Here is a 19,963-nt window from a genome sequence, read left to right as displayed (position 1 = left end):
CAAACTTTCATCAATCTTTTATTAGCGTAATTTTAATTGGAAGATCATGCATTCTGCACCGCAGCAAAAAGTAAATGTTGCAGATAATTTAAAACCATCATTAACTTTTTCTATATTACTATTAATTTCACAAGGTTCCGTTTCAACTGTTTTGGCAGCTTGTGTCAATGATGCTAATTTAGCTTGGGCTTCTGATTCTGTTGCAAAGACATGCTCATACTCAGCGCTGCAATCTTCATTGTCAATAATAGTACCAACATCTACACAACAACACGCTGGGGTTTCATTCGCTTTACATTTGTTTAAAGAATCTGTCATGCTATACCTCTATTTACCGATTAATTTTCCATATAGTATACTCTTAATCATAACTAAGGGCAAAATGTAAAAAGCTTTATCATAACTCAAACTTTTGGGGTATATTAGAACCTTATTTCTATTTTTCTCAATCAATTAAATAATATAATGCAGCAAAATAATCACGTCCGAAAAATGGCGATTTTAGTTGCCGCAACGTTCTTCATGGAAAATCTGGACGCGACGGTAATCACCACTGCAATACCTGCAATGGCAAAATCATTTTTAACTAATCCACAAGATTTATCTATTGGTATTAGCGCTTATATGTTAGCGCTTACAATTGGTTTACCTGCAAGTGGCTGGATAGCAAATCGTTTTACAGCGTATTGGACTTTCTCCATTTCGATTGTATTATTCATGTTAGCGTCAATATTGTGTGCTTTATCGACCAGTCTGACCATGTTTACCATCGCAAGGTTAATTCAAGGATTAGGTGGATCTTTAATGGTACCAGTAGGCAGAACTGTTGTATTAAGTCGAACCGAAAAACAGCATCTGGTTAGCACAATTTCGATTCTAGTTTGGCCCGGCTTAATTGCGCCATTGATGGGACCAATTATTGGTGGATTCTTTGCTCAATATCTCACTTGGCATTGGATATTTATTCTTAATATTCCCTTAGGTTTTATCGCTCTGTTTTTCGCTCATCGACTGTTACCCAAAGAGCAACCTGAAAAGCGTACATTTGATAGTGTGGGCTTTATCGCTTGTGGTTTAGGCTTATTACTGTTTGTTTATGGGCTAGAAATGGTTTCTCATTCAAATCATAGCCTCTGGCTGGGTCTTGCCATTTCTTTTGTCGGTAGTTTAGTATTAATCTTTGCCTATTATCATCTTACGCATACGCAGTGCCCATTAATCAGCCTGTACGCGTTTTCAAAACGCACATTTAGAATGACCTTTTTTGGCGGTTCATTAATACGAATTGGTTTAAACAGTGCACCATTTATCTTACCTCTTATGTTTCAAGTCGGCTTTGGATGGTCGCCATTAACCGCTGGTTCGTTACTACTTTCACTATTTGCAGGCAATATTATCCTTAAAACCGTTAATACTCCATTAATACACAAGTTTGGATTCCGTAAAATTCTTATCGTTAATGGTTTGTTACTGTCATTTAGTTTTGTATTATGTGCTCTTTTCACACCAGAAACACCAATCATATGGATTATATTGGTTCTATTCTTTTCAGGTGGTGCGCGTTCTATCCAATTTACCACAATCACAACACTTAGTTTTTCAGAAATTGATAAAAACGAAATACAAAGCGCCAACATCTTATCAACCATTTTTCAACAATTAAATAACGTACTGGGTATTGTTTTAAGTGCGTTATTTCTATTTATTGCTTCCAGCTATAATGGGCATAGCCAAACGGGTTTAATGGTTGAAGATTTTCAATTAGCGCTGTTTATGGTGGCAGGAATGACTTTACTGGCGATGATTGACTTCATTACTTTACCTAAAAATGCAGGCAACAATCTAAAAGAAAAACAATAAAAAAAACCTCTACCATAAAGATAGAGGTTTGCAACAATCAAAACTAAAAAGTATTAACACTAAAATGTATTAAAACTTAGGCGCTGCTGGACGACCACGTTTTTTAGGTGAACTTTTGTTATCACCAGCATCAGATTTAGTACTTTTACGACCACGCTTAGTTTCCGAAGTATTACCACTAACTAAGCTCATTTTCATCGGTTGGTTAAGTACTCTTACCTTTTCAAAATGTTTTAAGATATCTTTTGGCATACCTTTTGGTAACTCAACAGTTGAGTAAGTTTCATAGAGCTTAATATTACCAATGTAGCGACTACTGATATCTGCTTCATTTGCAATTGCACCAACAATATGACGTACTTCAACACCGTTTTCTTTACCCACTTCAATACGGTACATATCCATTTCACCAACATCACGGCGTTCTCGACGTTTTGGCGTTTCACGATTATCACCACGTAAACGGCGCTCTCCTCCACGATTATCGCGATCGCGCATTTCACGAGACGGCTTAAATACCGGGTCTGGTGGTAAAATTAATGGACGTTCACCTTGAGCTAATTTTAATAACGCTGTAGCAATCGTTTCAAGATCAGCACCACTATCAGCTTGTATTTGCGCTAACAAGGTTTGATATTGTGGTAAATCACTACTTTCAAGTTGTTTTTGAACTTGTTCAGTAAACTTCGCTAAGCGACGCGCTTCAAGCAGATCTTTTGATGGTAAGCCCACTTCTGGAATAGTTTTCTTAATTGTTTGCTCAATATTTTTAAGTAAACGACGTTCGCGGCTATCAACAAATAAAATTGCACGACCGGCACGACCTGCTCGCCCTGTTCGTCCGATACGGTGAACATAAGATTCTGAATCTAAGGTGATATCATAGTTGATAACTAAGCTGATACGCTCAACATCTAAACCACGAGCTGCAACGTCGGTTGCAATTAAAATATCTAAACGACCATTACGTAATCGATCTAATGTTTGTTCACGTAATTGTTGTGTCATATCACCGTTTAAAGCAGCACAGCTGTAACCATGTTTTTCGAGCACTTCTGCAACATCTAAAGTCGCTGATTTTGTACGAACAAAAATAATTGCCGCATCAAAATCTTCAGCTTCTAAAAAGCGAACAATCGCTTCATTTTTTCGCATACCACGAACAAGCCAATAGCTCTGTTCAATATCTGGTGCAGTTTGGTTAGTGCCTTTGATTTGTACTTCTTTAGGATTATGCATAAATCGTTTAGTAATACGACGAATTGGCGCAGGCATTGTCGCTGAAAATAGTGCTGTTTGATGATCTTCAGGAATTGTCGCCATGATGCTTTCAACATCATCAATAAAGCCCATTCTTAGCATTTCATCAGCTTCATCTAGCACTAATCCTTTAAGATTAGAAAGATCTAACGTTTTACGATTTAAATGATCAAGTAAACGTCCTGGTGTACCGACCACAATTTGAGGTCCTTGCTTTAATGCTCTCAATTGAACGTCATAACGTTGACCACCATATAATGCTAATACTTTTATTCCTTTCATATATTTTGAATATTCTGTGCAAGCATCAGCAACTTGAATCGCAAGTTCACGCGTTGGCGCTAAAACTAAAAGTTGTGGTGCTTTTAGGTTTGCATCAATATTCATTAAAAAAGGAATTGAAAATGCAGCGGTTTTACCACTACCTGTTTGTGCCATACCCAATACATCGTTACCTGCTAATAATAGAGGAATACATTCAGATTGGATTGGTGATGGTTTGCTAAAACCAAGATCATTTAATGCGTTAAGGATATCCTCAGATAAACCAAGGTCAATAAAAGAAATTTCTTTTGTCATGTAAACTCGCTTAAAAATTTTGAATATACAAACTTACTTTTGGTTAACCAAATTAAGCATTTTGATCAACGAATGACAGTAATCGTTAAATTATTACTGTTTCAAACAAAGAAAGTTTATATAAATTTATGCCAGCTCACTAAATTGAAAATTTACAACTCACCCCAATAACTAACTGCCGATATTGACTCAACTACAATCCAATGTATATAAAATAAATAAATTTAAAGTTAAATGATATTTATTTAAAAGATGATAAAACTAACTGTATTATCAAATGTTGAGAATATATTTTTTGGCAAATCAGAACTACGCTATAACAATATTTTCACTTTTAAACTGGCATGACCCATGTTACTTTTCATTTTCTTCAAGTAACTTCATTTCATAGAGCGCCTGTTGATGTTCAACAAAGTTATAAATATTATTAGCTAAAGCATATTTAAATAACATTTTAGCACGCTCGTTATTACCTTTACTTTGATAATATTTACCTAAATAAAAGTAGGCTTCGCAAAGACGTTCGGCTAACTGCCGGTTACTTTCAACGCCTTGTTGAAGATTTTGCATTAACTTAGATTCATTAATCTTACCTAAATAAAATGCAATAATATCGCTACTATAAATCGTTTTATCATTTATTAGATCATAACGTTTTTGTAGCTTATTTTGTGCAGCTTCATTATCTATCTCTCTGTCAATCAAATAAAGCCATAAAATTCTGATCGGTTCATTCACATCAAATTGATAGAATTGATATGCATCGCGTTCTGCTGATTGATAATGGCCAGTACGGTATAAAGTAATGGCACGATTTAAATAAGCATAAACATATGTTGGATCAAGTTCAATTGTCGTATTAAAGGACATTAAGGCATTGTCAAAATCCCCTTCACGTAAAGCATAAGTTCCCATAAAATTATAAATGTCTGGAATTTCAGGATTGAATTCCATCAAATAACTAAAATCACTTTGTGCAAATGCTTTAAAGCCTAGTGAATCGTAGACAACGCCACGTTGAAATATAAGCTGTATCCGCGTTACTGCATCAATATCTTTTTGAGATAACTGTTGACTAATCTGTGCAATTTTCAATTCATCATCATACGAAACTTGCTCAGGAACAGCAAGTAAAGGCTGAGAATTAGAACAACCTGACATAAGAATAATCGCTAATGAAAAGCTTAGAATTCTCATCAGGTTGAACTGTCTCATCTTAACTCCTAGTGAATAATTTTTTATTCGGAAGTTTGAGCTGTTTCTGTCGTTGGTTCAACAGCATCTTTCATGCTCAAACGAATTCGACCTTGTCGATCAATTTCTAAAACTTTAACATTCACTTCTTGTCCGACTTTTAGATAATCAGAAACTTTTTCAACGCGATGGTCGGCGATTTGTGACACATGGACAAGACCTTCTTTACCACCAATAATTGAAACGAAAGCACCAAAATCAACAATTCGTGTTACTTTACCTGTATAAATTTTGCCAAGTTCAACCTCAGCAACTAAATTGTTAATGCGCTCCATTGCATCTTTCGCTTTATTACTGTCTGAAGCAGCAATTTTAACAGTACCATCATCAGCGATTTCAATAGTAGTTCCGGTCTCTTCGGTCAAGGCTCTAATGGTTGCGCCACCTTTACCAATGATATCGCGAATTTTATCCGGATTGACGTTCATAGTATAAATACGCGGTGCAAATTCTGAAATCTCTTGACGAGGTTTATTAATCGCTTGTTCCATCACACCTAAAATGTGTAAACGAGCGCCTTTTGCTTGATTAAGCGCAATTTGCATAATTTCTTTAGTGATACCTTCAATCTTGATATCCATTTGCAATGCACTCACACCTTCACGAGTACCCGCTACTTTAAAGTCCATATCACCAAGATGATCTTCATCACCTAAAATATCAGATAAAACAACAAATTTATCACCTTCTTTCACTAGACCCATTGCGATTCCAGCTACAGATGATTTAATTGGTACACCCGCATCCATAAGAGCTAATGACGCACCACATACAGAAGCCATTGAAGATGAACCATTTGATTCTGTAATTTCAGAAACGACACGAACAGTGTAAGGGAACTCTTCAATGCTTGGCATTACTGCTGCAACACCACGTTTAGCTAAACGACCATGACCAATTTCACGACGTTTTGGCGAACCAACCATACCCGTTTCACCAACTGAATATGGAGGGAAGTTATAATGCAATAAGAAGCGTTCAGTGTATTCACCAGTTAACTCATCAATAATTTGAGCATCACGTTCAGTACCTAAAGTGGCTGTTACTAATGCTTGAGTTTCACCGCGAGTAAATAGTGCACTACCGTGAGTTCTTGGTAATACATTTGTACGAATATCAAGCGCACGAATCATATCTTTTTCACGACCATCGATACGTGGTTCACCAGCAATAACGCGTTGACGAACGATTTGACTTTCTAAATCAACAATAATATTGATGACTTTGTTTTCATCAAGTTCTTCGTCTTGTGCTTTAAGGGCCGCAAGAACATCTTCTTTAATTGTATCGATTTGAGCATAGCGCGCTTGTTTTTCAGTAATTCGATAAGCTTCACCTAAGCGGTCTTTTGCTAATTCAGAAACGGCATTATAAAGCGCTTCATCTTTAACTGGTGCAACCCAATCCCATTTTTCGCAATTAGCTTTGGCGACAAACTCATTAATATTATCAATGACAACTTGTTGTTGGTCATGACCAAATACGACCGCTGCTAACATTTGATCTTCAGTTAATAAATCAGCTTCAGATTCAACCATTAATACCGCACTTTTAGTACCAGCAACCACTAAGTCTAAACGGCTTGTTGCTAGCTCTTTTACTGATGGATTTAAAACAAATTCATCATTAATAAAGCCCACACGTGCAGCACCAATTGGTCCATGGAAAGGCACACCAGATAAGCATAGTGCAGCAGAAGCACCAATCATCGCAACCAAATCAGGGCTAACATCTGGGTTAACTGATACGACTGTTGCAATGATTTGAATCTCATTAACAAAACCTTCTGGAAATAAAGGACGAAGTGGACGGTCGATTAAACGAGCAATTAAAGTTTCACCTTCACTTGGGCGACCTTCACGTTTAAAAAATCCACCTGGAATACGTCCAGCAGCATAAGTACGTTCTTGATAGTTAACTGTTAAAGGGAAAAAGTCTTGACCTTCTTTAACTTTTTTATCAGCAACAACAGTTACAAATACAGCCGTGTCATCCATATTAACCATTACAGCAGCAGTTGCTTGACGAGCCATAATGCCTGTTTCTAAAGTAACGGTATGACGACCATATTGAAATTTTTGATATGTCGGATTAAACAAAATAATGTCCTCTTGTAGTAATTTTGTTGAAGTTTAATATTTTGATAGAGAGCAGCACAACTTAAGTTATGATACTGACTTCAACAATGTGGGGATAATCAACAAAAGATTATTTCACTGTCACGACTAATGACAAATCTATAAATTATAGAGCTCTCATTAGTCGCGCGAAACATGAGATATAATCTTTTACTTTTGAGCTCAGCATTATATCAGAGCCCTAATTTTTCACAACGAAAAAGAGGCCTAAGCCTCTTTTCAAGTAGATTATAAATTAGCGACGTAAACCTAATTTTTGAATCAATTGGCTATAACGATCGAAATCTTTACGACGTAAATAATCTAATAATTTACGACGGCTAGATACCATGCGTAACAAACCACGACGGCTATGGTGATCTTTCTTATGTTCAGAAAAATGACCTTGTAAGTCATTAATACGTGCAGTTAAAAGTGCAACTTGAACTTCAGTTGAACCAGTGTCGTTAGTACCACGACCAAAGTCGGCAACGATTTTCGCTTTAGCTTCTACAGTTAGAGACATAATAAACCTCTTAAATTAACATAAAATATGGAATGACCGATCTCTAATTCAGACACTCCTCGATATTCATATATTAGATATATGAATCGTGCGCAATTATACTAGAATTTACCGAAATAGCAATTTGATTTGTTCCTTTTGCATTGGTATTACTTGAGAGTAAAGCCATATTCTTCTTGAATGAGTTTTTTAAGTGCTTCAATGTAATTTTGTGCCGACATACTCAATTGTACTTTTTGAGATGTGATCCATCCTACTAAGATTTTTTCTTTGACTTTGAGCGGTATAGATAAAATATCAGAGCCATTTAAATCCTTGCTCAATACTCCAGTACTTATAGTATAACCATTCAGGCCATGTAGTAGATTGAATAAAGTTGCTCTATCGCTAACATGGATACTTTTTTTATGGTATTCCGTACTCAAAATCTCTTCCGAAAAATAAAACGAATTATACTCACCTTGTTCAAACGATAAGTAAGGATACTCTTCTAAATCATTTAAAGTTAGCGATTTCATATCAGATAAAGGATGATTGGTACTGATAAATACGTGAGGATCTGCTTCAAATAATGGGTTAAACGTTAGCCGATGTTCTTTCAATAAACGCAAGATCACCTTTTGGTTAAAATCGTTAATATATAAGATGCCAACTTCACTACGTAAATTAGCCACATCAGTAATAATATCGTAAGTTCGGGTTTCTCTTAAGGTAAATTCATATTCATCTGTGTGATTTTTTTTAATCAAATTAACAAATGCATTTACCGCAAAAGCATAGTGCTGAGTTGAAATGCTACACAGCTGTTTAGAGGGCTCTTTTTTAGCATAATGCTGTTCTAATAGTTCAGCTTGATCTAAAACTTGTTTAGCATACCCTAAAAACTCTACACCATCAGTTGAAAGTGAAACCCCTTTTGATGTTCGAACAAAAATCTCAATACCAAATTCAGCCTCTAACTCTTTTACGGCGGTTGATAAACTCGGTTGAGTAATATATAAATTTTTAGCCGCTTCATTAATTGAACCTGAGCGAGCAATTTCTAAAATATAACGTAATTGTTGTAATTTCATAACATCAAATAGATTATCGTCAAAAGTAAAATAGGTTAAATTAAACAAGCTTTATAATTATTTGCTTATCTAAAATATCCTATACATCATAACTTACATAGCAAAAATTGTATGCAATGAATTTTATGCCATTTGATTTAAACTTTAGATAATCTTTATCAAAAGATGATTCGATAAAATGTATGAAACATACTATTAATAAATTTTTACTGAAACATAGGCGTGACCTCAAACTTTTTTACAAAAAATAAATAATAGTTAAAAATGAGACTGATAAACGCCGTATTTTTTAAATTAATTATCTGATTTATCTTATTTTATTATTGTTATCCGTTAATAACTGAATTTAATAAAAGTTTTTTGCTGAAACGTAGGCATGACCTCAAACTTTTTTACAAAAAAATAAATAACAGTTAAAAACGAGACTGATAAATGCCGTATTTTTTATATCAATTATTTGATTTATATTATTATTGTTATCAGTTAATAACTGAATTTAATAAAAGTTTTTTGCTGAAACATAGGCGTGACCTCAAACTTTTTTACAATGGTTCTAAATAGATATATATTGTGAAAAATAAATATTTTCGGCTTATATCATATTTAACTCCGATGACATTATAAAATTATAAGATCGCTTAAAAAACACAAAAAAGTTGTGTGCAAATTTGCATGCTCTATTTTAATAATAAAACAATAAATTATAATTGGTCTGTTACCTATACACATGGGAATAAACCGAGCTGGCGTTGAATGCGGTTAAAAATAATAGCCAGTTCTCTGGGATAAACTCTGGGTTTTATTTAATGTATTCGCTCCCTATTTTATAAGCTAGAAACTCGTCAATTTGTTTTAAATAACAACTTGTAATATAGACTACGGTAAATTTCATTTATTATTTGCAGTAAAGTTTAAAAAATAGTATTGAGAAATTAGAGTAAAAGACAGGATTTAAGAATAATATTGGTTAATTTTAGATTTTTTATTTTTCCGGAAGTTTATTGTTCTAATAATTTATTTAAAATCAATCGACATTTCAATATTAAAACAAGTTAAAAAAGCTGAGTTTATAAACATAATCGCTTTTGCGATTATTGTAGTAAGTTTGTTACTACTTAAATCGCAAACTAATCTTATATAAATTCTGCAATATCTCTTTTTTTGCTGTTATACAGGATTCAACAATTTGAACGACACTTTCTAAAAGAAATTTTCATAAATCAGTTTAATGCTCATAATAGTAGAAACCGTAATAAGCATTGGTCTTATTAATTTACGCCCTTTAGCAATAACCATTTTAGCGCCTAATCTTGCACCAATAAACTGACCAACCAGCATGACAAGACCAATCGACCATACCACTTGCCCGCCCATAATAAAAAATAGTAATCCAGCTAAATTTGAGGTGAAGTTAAGTACTTTAGTGTGGGCGGTAGCTTTGGTTAGATTAAATCCTGCCAATGTAATATATGCTAAAGCATAAAATGATCCGGCACCTGGTCCAAAAAAGCCATCATAAAAACCAATACTTAATGCAGGAATAAGAGCAAATTGGAGAACAGAAAAACGACTTTTACGATCACTTTCTCCAATCGTTGGGGATAATAAAAAATATAACCCTACACTAATCGTTAATATTGGCAGCAATAATTTCAAAAAATCGGTTTGGATATGCATTACCGATATTGTACCGATGGCTGAACCAACAAAAGCCGCTACAATTGCCCATTTTTGTTGGTTTAAATCAACCATCCTTTGCCGTATAAAATAGAGGCTCGCAGAAAATGAACCACCACAACTTTGCAATTTGTTGGTGGCTAATGCACTTGCTGGTGATAAACCAACCGCCAATAATGCTGGTACGGTTAATAATCCTCCACCACCAGCAATTGAATCGATAAATCCAGCTAAAGCAGCAATAGCAAATAATAATAAAAGTAGTTCATAACTCATAATTCATTTACATCATTACACTGAGCGCGATAACGAAGATAGTGATCCATTAAAACAATAGCGACCATTGCTTCAGCAATTGGCACGGCTCTTATACCTACGCATGGATCATGCCTGCCATGTGTTGATACTTCAACACTTTCACCATGAATATTAATTGATTGACCAGCAATTTCAATACTCGGCGTCGGTTTTAATGCAATACTGGCTAAAATAGTTTGCCCTGAGCTAATTCCACCCAAAATACCACCGGCATGATTAGATAAAAAACCTTGTGGCGTTATTTCATCACGGTTTTCACTACCACGTTTATTGATAACATCAAAGCCATCACCAATTTCTACACCTTTTACGGCATTAATACTCATGAGTGCATGAGCTAGTTCGGCATCTAATCTATCAAAAACAGGCTCACCTAAACCAACAGGTACATTTTCAGCAACAATACAAACTTTAGCACCGATTGAATCGCCTTCTTTTTTTAATGATCTTAATAATTGATCTAGCTCATCAAGTTTACTTTCATCAGCACAAAAAAATGGATTTTGTTCAACTTGTTGCCAATCTTTTAATTGACATTTTATCTCACCCATTTGAGCTAGATAGCCACGAATGGTAATCCCTAATTTTTCATGCAAATATTTTTTTGCTATTGCACCTGCCGCAACTCGCATAGCAGTTTCACGCGCGGAAGAACGCCCTCCTCCTCGGTAATCGCGAATCCCATATTTATGTTGATAAGTGTAATCTGCATGACTCGGTCTAAAAATATCCTTAATTTGGCTGTAGTCTTGTGAACGTTGATCGGTATTTTCGATCAATAGGCCGATACTGGTTCCCGTTGTTACTCCATCAAAAACGCCTGATAAGATTTTTACTTGGTCAGCTTCACGCCTTTGAGTGGTATAACGCGATGAACCAGGACGACGACGATCAAGATCATATTGCATATCTGATTCAGTCAAAGCAAGACCAGGCGGAACGCCATCAACAACACAACCTAGCGCAATGCCATGTGACTCTCCAAATGTTGTAACTTTGAATAATTTTCCAATTGAGTTTCCAGCCATAATAATTTTTCCGTATATTAAAAACAGCTTATTTAAAACAGTGTTGATATTGAATTAATTCTTCACGCGTGATAGAAAAAACACCTAATCCGCCACGTTCAAATTCCAACCAATTAAAAGGAACTTGAGGATATTGTTCTTGTAAGCTAACCCAGCTATTTCCTACTTCACAAACTAATATTCCTTGTGGTGATAGATAATTAATTGCATCACTTAAAATTCGTTTAACGATGTCTAAACCATCAAATCCGGCTTCAAGTGCTAATTTTGGTTCATAGGAAAATTCATCAGGCAAATCGTCCATATCTTCATTATCAACATAAGGAGGATTAGTAACAATAAGATCATATTGTTTTGCTGGAATATCATTGAATAAATCAGATAGCATTGGTGTAACTCGAAAATTCATTTCGTGCAAGTCAATATTTTGTTGTGCTACATCCAACGCTTCTAATGAAATATCAGTGATGTCAACTTGTGCCTCAGGAAAAGCATAAGCACAAGCAATACCAATACAGCCGCTACCTGTACAGAGATCTAAAATCTGTTGGGGTGGCTGTGATAATAAAGATTGGAAATGATTATCAATTAATTCACCAATCGGAGAACGTGGAATCAATACACGTTCATCAATGTAAAAACTGTGTCCACAAAACCAAGCTTGATTAGTTAAATATGGCGTTGGCACTCGATCACTAATCCGTTTTTGGATAATATCGAAAAGCTCTTGTTTTTCGTCATTGGTAAGATTTGCAGAATAAAATTCGGTAGGAATAAACAATGATAAACCCAAAGTGGCTAAGATAAGTTGTTTAGCTTCATCGATAGGATTATCTGTTCCGTGACCTAAGAAAACATCTGATAGACTAAGTTGTGATGATGTCCAGCGTATAAAATCCTGAACCGTGCGTAAGTTTTCCATAATGGCTCCAATGATTAAGGAGAGGGAAGGTATTACTCGTCACTTCCGATCACATTATAATGAGGAAATGCACTAAATTAATATTGAAAGTGACTAATAACAATCACGATGAGCAAAAAGGCTTTCCACTTCCAATAACTAAAAATTAATATGGCGGTGAGGAAGGGATTCGAACCCTTGATACGTTGCCGTATACACACTTTCCAGGCGTGCTCCTTCAACCACTCGGACACCTCACCATCTATTTACAACCTGCTTTAGAAGAGCAGGTTGCATACTATAATAATCCCAAGCGAATTAATCAAGCTTTTTTAATTCATGCAAACAATGGCGCCAAACACAATCAAAACCGATACAATTGCAGTTGCAGTCATTAAAGCGTATTTCAAATCTGTACACATGTTTATTATCTCCAATCGTTTTAATATTTATTCATCTAGTTTTTAATAGGTGATCTAAGTGAAATAATCTCTTGAGTTAATTTTTTATCTTCAATATTTGGGTATTTAGATATCAAATCCAACAATATTTCAACTGATTCGTTTAGATAAGCATCGGGTTGCTTATAATCTTTAGGTAAATCTTCTAATTTAGTAATAGGAGGTTTGCCTTCTCGAGCTAAACGTTCATTCATTCTTTTTAAATCGCGATTTTCATAACTTTTTTGTTCTGCTTCACGATTCTTTTTATTGAGAGACACAATATATCGACGATCCTTTTTATCATTAAGCTCTTTAATATCCTGATCAATATAGACAAACTCTGGATTATTTGAAATTCGTGCTAAATGTTCTGATTTCAAATAAGGCAATATTGGTTTTATATTAGTTAGAGTTAAATATTCAGATGATGGAATTTTATCCCACGGCATAGCGTTATCTAAGAAACGTTCACCGGTTTCATCGTCATATTTAGTTTTACTCATTTCAATATCAGGCTCGACACCTTTAAGTTGTGTACTATCACCATTGATACGATAAAATTTTTGCACGGTATACTGAACACCACCGAGCTCAGGCCAATTAGGATGAAGTCTAGCATCAGTTTGATAAGCAATATTTCGAGAGGTTTGCACCGTCCCTTTACCATAAGTTGTTTCACCAACTATTACAGCTCGACCATAATCTTGCAATGCCGCGGCAAATATCTCGGAAGCAGAAGCACTATAACGATTAACCATTACAACAATCGGGCCTGTATATTCGATGCCTTTATTTTTATCATCATAAACAATAACTTTTTGAAGATTATCACGAACTTGAACAACTGGTCCATAATCTATAAAAAGTCCTGTCAAAGAGATAACTTCAGCTAACGAACCACCACCATTATTACGTAAATCGATAACCAGACCTTGTAACTTAGCTTTATTGGCTTCCAACAAAAGTGATTCAACTTTGTCGGTTAAACCCATATAAAAACTTGGTATATCAATAACACCAACTTTTCCTCTTTGATTATCAACAATATTTAATTTTGCTTCACGATCTTCAAAGTGAATCTTATCTCGAGTAAGCTCAATAACTTTTGATTTGCTGTTATTACCGGCAGGTAATATTTCGAGTTTAACCACTGTTCCTTTAGGACCACGAATTTTGTCAACGATATCATCTAAACGCCAACCAATTACATCTTCTATTGGAGAATTACTTTGCCCAACACCAATGATTTTATCACCAACGGCAATCGATTTACTTTTCTCAGCCGGACCACCAGTAACAAAAGACATGATTACTGTATAATCATCTTCTTGGCTAAGCGTTGCACCGATACCTTCAAAAGATAAACTCATTTCAGAATCAAAATCACGCTTTTTACGTGGCGCTAAATAACTGGTATGAGGATCAATTTCACGCGCAAGTGCATTCATAAATACTTGAAAAGCATCTTCATTATTTGATTGTTCAATGGTTTTTAAAACTCGGTTATAACGTTTGGTTAACGTTTCTCGAATTTGAGTTTCATTTTTTCCAGATAAAGATAAACTAAGTTCATCATATTTAACGCGCTTATCCCAATAAGAGTCGAGCTCTTTTTCAGTGGTTGGCCAAGATATATCTTCACGATTAAAATCAATTTCATCGTTAGTAGAAAAATCCATTGGGGATTGTAAAACTTTAAGCGCATACTTATAACGTTCATAACGTTTATACATTGCAAGATTATAAATATCGTAAGCAGTTTTTAAATTACCATCTAATAATTCTTGACCTAATAACTCTTGCCGATTGCGAAAAGTATCGACATCACTTTGAATAAATATCGCTTTACTACCATCTAACATTTTAAAATAGCGATCAAAAATTTTAGCTGAAAATGCACCGTCTAATGCAAAGTTACGATAATGAGCTTGAGTAAAAAAGTTCGTTACTCGCTTAGCTACGACTTGATGAACATCATCCTGTTTAAGTACTGGTAATGATTCCATGTCAGGCTGTTTGGCATGAACACTCAAACTTAAAATACATAATGCAAGGCTTAATTTAATAGTGCCTTTGAGTAATTTATTCATTCAAATTCTCTATTTAGTAATAATATGTTCTGGTTTAACAGTTAATTCCATTCCAGAGCCAACATTTACTTTGATATGCTCTTTTTCAATATTAATGATTTGTACTCTTAACGGTTTATTGCCTAATATTACTTTAACATAGTCACCCACTTTTAAAGTTTTAGCTTTTTTCACTGGGGGACGTGGATTTTTACGTTTTTCTTTTTGTGTCCGTTCTTTTAAACGCTCTTTTGCTTTCTGCTTACTTTCTTTTAGCTGTTGTTGGGCATATTCCATTTGTTCTTTGCTTATAATCTCATCTGGATTTCCATCTAAATCAATACGATGAGCACCTTCTTTAATGCTGTATAAATAACGCCAACTCATTGTATAAGCGCGTAAAGCAACGCGAAGTTTTGTTTTACTTAGTGCTTCACTATCCAATCGTGAAAGGATATCTTGAAAAATTCCAATTTTTAGAGGTTTCGCTTCACCTTCGAGAGTAAAACAATTTGGAAATTGTTGAGTTAAATATGCAATAATATCTTTACTATTTGTTAATTGAAACTGACTTTCCATTGTTTATTCCATAGCAACTAAATTGATTTTTTACTAGCGTTAGAGTATATCGCAGCTTGGGCAATAACACTAACTATCTTTTTTATGTTTATTGATAAAACTTATAAAATCTTTAATACCATTTCGCATCAACCATGATATAACAATTGACTTTTCATCAACAGATAACTGTTCAAATGCTGTCATCCATATTTGCAATGGGTCAATTGGCGGAACAACATAAGTTGCACTTTCTTCCTCAAGATACAATGCTCTTTTGACACTAAGAGGTAAGCTATTTATATGATATTCTAAAGCCTTTCCTCGAACACCTGTTCTTTTGCGTGCAGTCCAATTTTCAGATCTTGCTTTACGATTAACACCTTGTATCGTTGATGGCATCCCGGCAATACTTAATAGCTCTTTTGATGAGAACCATTCTTTCATTTTTATTATCCCATTTCAACACAATAAGAAAAAAATACAGAAATTAAAGAAACTTTGATACAATAAATAAGAAACAAGAAATCATAAATAACTATAGTTAGATTATAAACTTACTTGTTTTAGTAACATCAAAGCATAACATAGATATACAAGGTTATAAACAAAGAGGAAATAAAAAATGAAAATAAATTCTAGTGATTGGCATCCTGCAGACATTATTGCCGCACTAAAAAAGAAGGGGACAACTCTTGCTAATCTATCTCGACAATCAGGTCTAAGTTCATCAACGCTTAGTAGTGCTTTAGCTCGACCTTGGACAAAAGGAGAGTTCATTATTGCCCAAGCGCTAGATTTAGAGCCTAATGAAATTTGGCCAAGCCGTTATATTGATTCAATCACCAACGAACCGATAAAACGCGTATTACGACTTACAACCACCACAAAGAAGAAGAAAAAACGAAAATCAACGAGTAAACGAAAAAAAATTAATAAAGAATGATGAAACTATGGAAACATATAGAAATAAAATATTTTCTATATTCATTATAGATTAAATTTTAGTTGATCTTGAACGTTACCAAACATATGGTATCATTCACATACATGGAGAAAAAACATTAATTATCAGGCTACAATATAATGAAAAATGTTAAGAAGTTCTTTATCGCTTTATTCTCAATAATAATATTATCGAGTTGTTCACAAAATAATTTTATAGAACAAGGTACACCACTAAGTAAAGACAAAGTTAGTAGTATAGTTGAAGGTTCAACAACTGAGTCACAAATAATATCATTATTTGGTGAACCAGTAAGTAAGAAAGTGATTAATTCTGATGAAGTACAATGGACATACAAATATATTAGAAAGATTTCAACCAGCCATTTAATTATTGGCGAAACCCAATCTAATACTATTAGCGGAACACTGGAAGTTATCATTTCGAAAGGTGTTGTAACTTGGTATAATTATAATGAAAATCATGAACAAAAAAGATGGTAGTTAAACTTACTTTATCTAATACCGATAGCACATTGTTATAATGTGCTATTAGAGTGAGCAAGTTAATTAATTGATGCATCATCAAGTATGATCCTACCTTTTCCGGCAATATCTGTATAAAAAAGTATATACTTTATCCACCTGCCTATTCAAAAACCGACATTACTGGACAAAATCATACATTAAGTTATACTCATTGATGAAATTAACCAGACAATCGCTGCTTTGTTGTAGTCCTTTGTAAAAAGGAGACAAACAGAGGGGAGGAAAGTCCGGGCTCCATAGGGCAGAGTGCCAGGTAACGCCTGGGGGATGTTGGCGTGAGCAAACATTCACGACTAGTGCAACAGAAAGTATACCGCCGATGACTTATTTATAAGTACAGGTAAGGGTGAAAGGGTGCGGTAAGAGCGCACCGCGCAACTGGTAACAGTTGTGGCACGGTAAACTCCACTCGGAGCAAGGTCAAATAGGGATTCATTGGCGCGGCCCGCGTTGAATCCGGGTAGACTGCTTGAGCTAATGCGTGAGTATTAGCCTAGAGGAATGATTGTCCACGACAGAACCCGGCTTATCGGTTAATTTCGCCCTCTTCTTTATAAATTTATCTTTAATATTAAAATTGCTTCTTCTTTGCAGACCAACGTTTAAATGCTAGCCATAAAGAGAAAATTAATCCTAATACCAATAGAAAAACTGGAATCAACATAAGAAGAGACATTATTTGTTTTTCATATTTATTAAAGAATGGAGATAAACCAAATAAATAACCTAATGTTACAATTAAGAAAATCCATAATGTCGCACTGATCCAGTTATAAATATGAAATTTTCGACTATGCAGTCCTGATAATCCCGCCATCATTGGTAATAATGTACGTACAAAAGCAATAAATCGCCCAATAAATAGAGCTTGCAATCCATATTTATGAAATAACATTTCTGATTTTTTATGATATTTTTCAGGAATATGCTCCATCCAGCCCTGTACTAGCTTAGTGTTGCCCAACCAAAGACCTTGTATATAACCTAACCAAGTACCTAAAGCAGCTCCTGCAATTAAAATAACATTTATTAAACCAAAATGAAAAACATCAAGACTAATCAATACACCAGTTAAGAATAATAAACTATCGCCCGGTAAAAATGCTGCGGGTAATACACCATTTTCTAATAAGATGACAACAAATAACATACCATAAAGCGTCCAAAGCACATTAGGATTTGATAAAGTTGCAATATCCATATTAATAAAAGCATGATAAAGATTGATGATTGTTTCCATCTATTTAATTTCCCATTTTATTTATAGTTTTTAATTATTAATCGTTCCACCAACGGTTAAATTATTCACTTTTAAAGTGGGCTGTCCTACACCTACCGGAACACTTTGTCCTGCTTTACCACAAATACCAACACCTGAATCTAATGTGAGATCATTCCCTACCATCGATATTTGTTGCATGGTTTCAATGCCGGAACCAATTAATGTTGCGCCCTTAACTGGCGTAGTTATTTTTCCTTTTTCAATTAAATAGGCTTCTGATGTTGAAAATACAAACTTACCAGAAGTGATATCAACCTGACCTCCCGAAAAATTAGGTGCATAAAGGCCATAGTCAACGCTATTGATAATATCGTCGAAAGTTGATTCCCCTGCTAACATATAAGTGTTAGTCATTCTTGGCATAGGTAAGCATGCATATCCTTCACGACGACCATTGCCGGTTGAATGTGTGTTCATCAATTTAGCATTAGTCTTATCAAACATATAACCTTTTAAAATACCATTTTCGATAAGAACGGTTTTTTGACTTACGGTACCTTCGTCATCAATTGATAATGACCCCCTGCGATTTTCAATTGTTCCATCATCTACAATGGTACAGAGTTCTGACGTGACTTTTTCACCAATTTTTCCTGAGAATACCGAGCTGTTTTTGCGATTAAAATCACCTTCTAAACCATGCCCTACCGCTTCATGAAGTAGTACTCCTGGCCAACCCGCACCTAAAATTACAGGCATTGTACCTGCTGGGGCAGCTTTAGCTGACAATGAAACTAATGCTAATCTCACTGCTTCTCGAGTATAACTATCAGCAAAGCTTTCAGACGTTTTAGGATTAATATTTAAAAAATACTCATAACCAAAACGACCCCCACCGCCACTACCACCACGCTCACGTTTCCCGTCTTTTTCGACAATGACCGATACAGATAAACGTACTAATGGACGGACATCGGCGCATAGTGTACCATCAGTACCTGCAATCAAAATATCTTCATAACTACCAGTTAAACTGGCTGATACTTCAATTACATTTTTGTCAATTGACCTTGCTAACTGATCAATGTGTCGTAACAATGCAATCTTTTGCTCTTGAGAAAAAGAGTTAATTGGATTGATTGATGCATATATTGGTACCGTTTTAGCCGTTTTAAAAGGCGTGACAACAATTGGGGTTTGCTGCTTAGTAATTGAATTAGCAGCCAATACACTCTGTTCTAAACGATTTAGGGAGAGCTGATCAGTATAAGCAAAACCTGTTTTTTCGCCAACAACTGCACGAACACCAACACCCTGATCACGATGGAAAGATGCATTTTTAATAATGCTATCTTCCAGTACCCAGCTTTCGTAATAACCAGATAAAAAGTATAAATCACCAAAATCAATTTGTCTTGAACTTAACATATCGAGCAAATGTGAAATATCTTGATGGCTTAAATTATTAGGGGTGAGTAGCCGTTCACTCACTTGAGTTACTATCATAAATTCCTTAAATTTTAATTTATAATGATATATTTTTGATATATATCCATTATTCTTCTTATACTCAAACGTATAGTT

17 protein-coding genes, 1 tRNA gene and 1 other RNA gene are annotated in these 19,963 nt (G+C 34.8%); 4 read left to right on the top strand and 15 right to left on the bottom strand.

Annotation, left to right across the window (positions count from 1 at the left end; all coding sequences use genetic code 11):
* Nucleotides 1-21 precede the first annotated feature (21 nt).
* Complete coding sequence (locus H3S73_RS01655; protein WP_086326658.1) at nucleotides 22-318, bottom strand: YfcZ/YiiS family protein; 297 nt, start codon at nucleotides 316-318, stop codon at nucleotides 22-24.
* Nucleotides 319-465: 147 nt separating this feature from the next.
* Here H3S73_RS01655 and H3S73_RS01650 point away from each other — a divergent pair, with 147 nt between their 5' ends.
* The gene (locus H3S73_RS01650) at nucleotides 466-1,860 is read left to right on the top strand and encodes an MFS transporter (protein WP_198235730.1); all 1,395 of its coding nucleotides are present in this window, start codon (nucleotides 466-468) and stop codon (nucleotides 1,858-1,860) included.
* A 69-nt stretch (nucleotides 1,861-1,929) separates the two neighbouring features.
* Here the strand turns inward: H3S73_RS01650 and H3S73_RS01645 are convergent, their stop codons facing one another.
* The 12 genes from H3S73_RS01645 to H3S73_RS01590 all read right to left on the bottom strand — a co-directional run bounded on the left by H3S73_RS01645 (nucleotide 1,930) and on the right by H3S73_RS01590 (nucleotide 16,110).
* The gene (locus H3S73_RS01645; RefSeq protein ID WP_144091547.1) at nucleotides 1,930-3,699 is read right to left on the bottom strand and encodes a DEAD/DEAH family ATP-dependent RNA helicase; all 1,770 of its coding nucleotides are present in this window, start codon (nucleotides 3,697-3,699) and stop codon (nucleotides 1,930-1,932) included.
* Nucleotides 3,700-4,053: 354 nt separating this feature from the next.
* Complete coding sequence (gene nlpI, locus H3S73_RS01640; RefSeq protein WP_086327164.1) at nucleotides 4,054-4,914, bottom strand: lipoprotein NlpI; 861 nt, start codon at nucleotides 4,912-4,914, stop codon at nucleotides 4,054-4,056.
* Nucleotides 4,915-4,937: 23 nt separating this feature from the next.
* Complete coding sequence (gene pnp / locus H3S73_RS01635) at nucleotides 4,938-7,052, bottom strand: polyribonucleotide nucleotidyltransferase (RefSeq protein ID WP_086327163.1); 2,115 nt, start codon at nucleotides 7,050-7,052, stop codon at nucleotides 4,938-4,940.
* Between the two features lie 274 nt (nucleotides 7,053-7,326).
* Nucleotides 7,327-7,596, bottom strand: coding sequence for a 30S ribosomal protein S15 (rpsO, locus tag H3S73_RS01630; protein WP_025316125.1), 270 nt, complete (start codon nucleotides 7,594-7,596; stop codon nucleotides 7,327-7,329).
* Between the two features lie 149 nt (nucleotides 7,597-7,745).
* Entirely contained in the window at nucleotides 7,746-8,669 is a 924-nt protein-coding gene (locus H3S73_RS01625; RefSeq protein ID WP_065739151.1) for a LysR family transcriptional regulator, read from the bottom strand.
* Nucleotides 8,670-9,869: 1,200 nt separating this feature from the next.
* A complete protein-coding gene (locus tag H3S73_RS01620) occupies nucleotides 9,870-10,622 on the bottom strand; it encodes a TSUP family transporter (RefSeq protein ID WP_198235729.1) in 753 nt (250 codons plus the stop codon).
* Entirely contained in the window at nucleotides 10,619-11,692 is a 1,074-nt protein-coding gene (gene aroC / locus H3S73_RS01615; RefSeq protein ID WP_086308149.1) for a chorismate synthase, read from the bottom strand. The genes H3S73_RS01620 and aroC overlap by 4 nt, the downstream gene beginning before the upstream one ends.
* A 28-nt stretch (nucleotides 11,693-11,720) precedes the next feature.
* Nucleotides 11,721-12,614: a 50S ribosomal protein L3 N(5)-glutamine methyltransferase gene (gene prmB, locus H3S73_RS01610; protein ID WP_198227050.1), complete on the bottom strand. Its 894-nt coding sequence runs from the start codon at nucleotides 12,612-12,614 to the stop codon at nucleotides 11,721-11,723.
* A gap of 151 nt (nucleotides 12,615-12,765) precedes the next feature.
* A tRNA-Ser gene (locus H3S73_RS01605) sits at nucleotides 12,766-12,853 on the bottom strand.
* Between the two features lie 197 nt (nucleotides 12,854-13,050).
* Nucleotides 13,051-15,126 (bottom strand): carboxy terminal-processing peptidase, encoded by a 2,076-nt coding sequence (gene prc / locus H3S73_RS01600; protein ID WP_198235728.1) that lies wholly within the window; start codon nucleotides 15,124-15,126, stop codon nucleotides 13,051-13,053.
* Nucleotides 15,127-15,135: 9 nt separating this feature from the next.
* Complete coding sequence (gene proQ, locus H3S73_RS01595) at nucleotides 15,136-15,684, bottom strand: RNA chaperone ProQ (RefSeq protein WP_198227046.1); 549 nt, start codon at nucleotides 15,682-15,684, stop codon at nucleotides 15,136-15,138.
* Between the two features lie 69 nt (nucleotides 15,685-15,753).
* Entirely contained in the window at nucleotides 15,754-16,110 is a 357-nt protein-coding gene (locus H3S73_RS01590; protein WP_198227044.1) for a DNA-binding protein, read from the bottom strand.
* Nucleotides 16,111-16,288: 178 nt separating this feature from the next.
* On the opposite strand from H3S73_RS01590, the gene H3S73_RS01585 reads away from it, so the two are divergent.
* The 3 genes from H3S73_RS01585 to rnpB all read left to right on the top strand — a co-directional run bounded on the left by H3S73_RS01585 (nucleotide 16,289) and on the right by rnpB (nucleotide 17,702).
* Entirely contained in the window at nucleotides 16,289-16,609 is a 321-nt protein-coding gene (locus H3S73_RS01585; protein ID WP_198235727.1) for a helix-turn-helix domain-containing protein, read from the top strand.
* Between the two features lie 140 nt (nucleotides 16,610-16,749).
* Nucleotides 16,750-17,112: an outer membrane protein assembly factor BamE gene (locus tag H3S73_RS01580; protein ID WP_198235726.1), complete on the top strand. Its 363-nt coding sequence runs from the start codon at nucleotides 16,750-16,752 to the stop codon at nucleotides 17,110-17,112.
* A gap of 201 nt (nucleotides 17,113-17,313) precedes the next feature.
* An RNA gene (rnpB, locus tag H3S73_RS01575) (RNase P RNA component class A) lies at nucleotides 17,314-17,702 on the top strand.
* A 26-nt stretch (nucleotides 17,703-17,728) separates the two neighbouring features.
* Here rnpB and H3S73_RS01570 read toward each other — a convergent pair.
* Both H3S73_RS01570 and tldD read right to left on the bottom strand, forming a co-directional pair.
* Nucleotides 17,729-18,397 (bottom strand): DedA family protein, encoded by a 669-nt coding sequence (locus tag H3S73_RS01570; protein ID WP_198227037.1) that lies wholly within the window; start codon nucleotides 18,395-18,397, stop codon nucleotides 17,729-17,731.
* Nucleotides 18,398-18,427: 30 nt separating this feature from the next.
* Nucleotides 18,428-19,885, bottom strand: coding sequence for a metalloprotease TldD (tldD, locus tag H3S73_RS01565; protein WP_198235725.1), 1,458 nt, complete (start codon nucleotides 19,883-19,885; stop codon nucleotides 18,428-18,430).
* Nucleotides 19,886-19,963: the final 78 nt, after the last annotated feature.

This window comes from Gilliamella sp. B14384G12, from assembly GCF_016101825.1.
Classification (GTDB): Bacteria; Pseudomonadota; Gammaproteobacteria; order Enterobacterales; family Orbaceae; genus Gilliamella; species Gilliamella apicola_N.
This window is presented reverse-complemented; position numbering and strand designations above follow the sequence as displayed.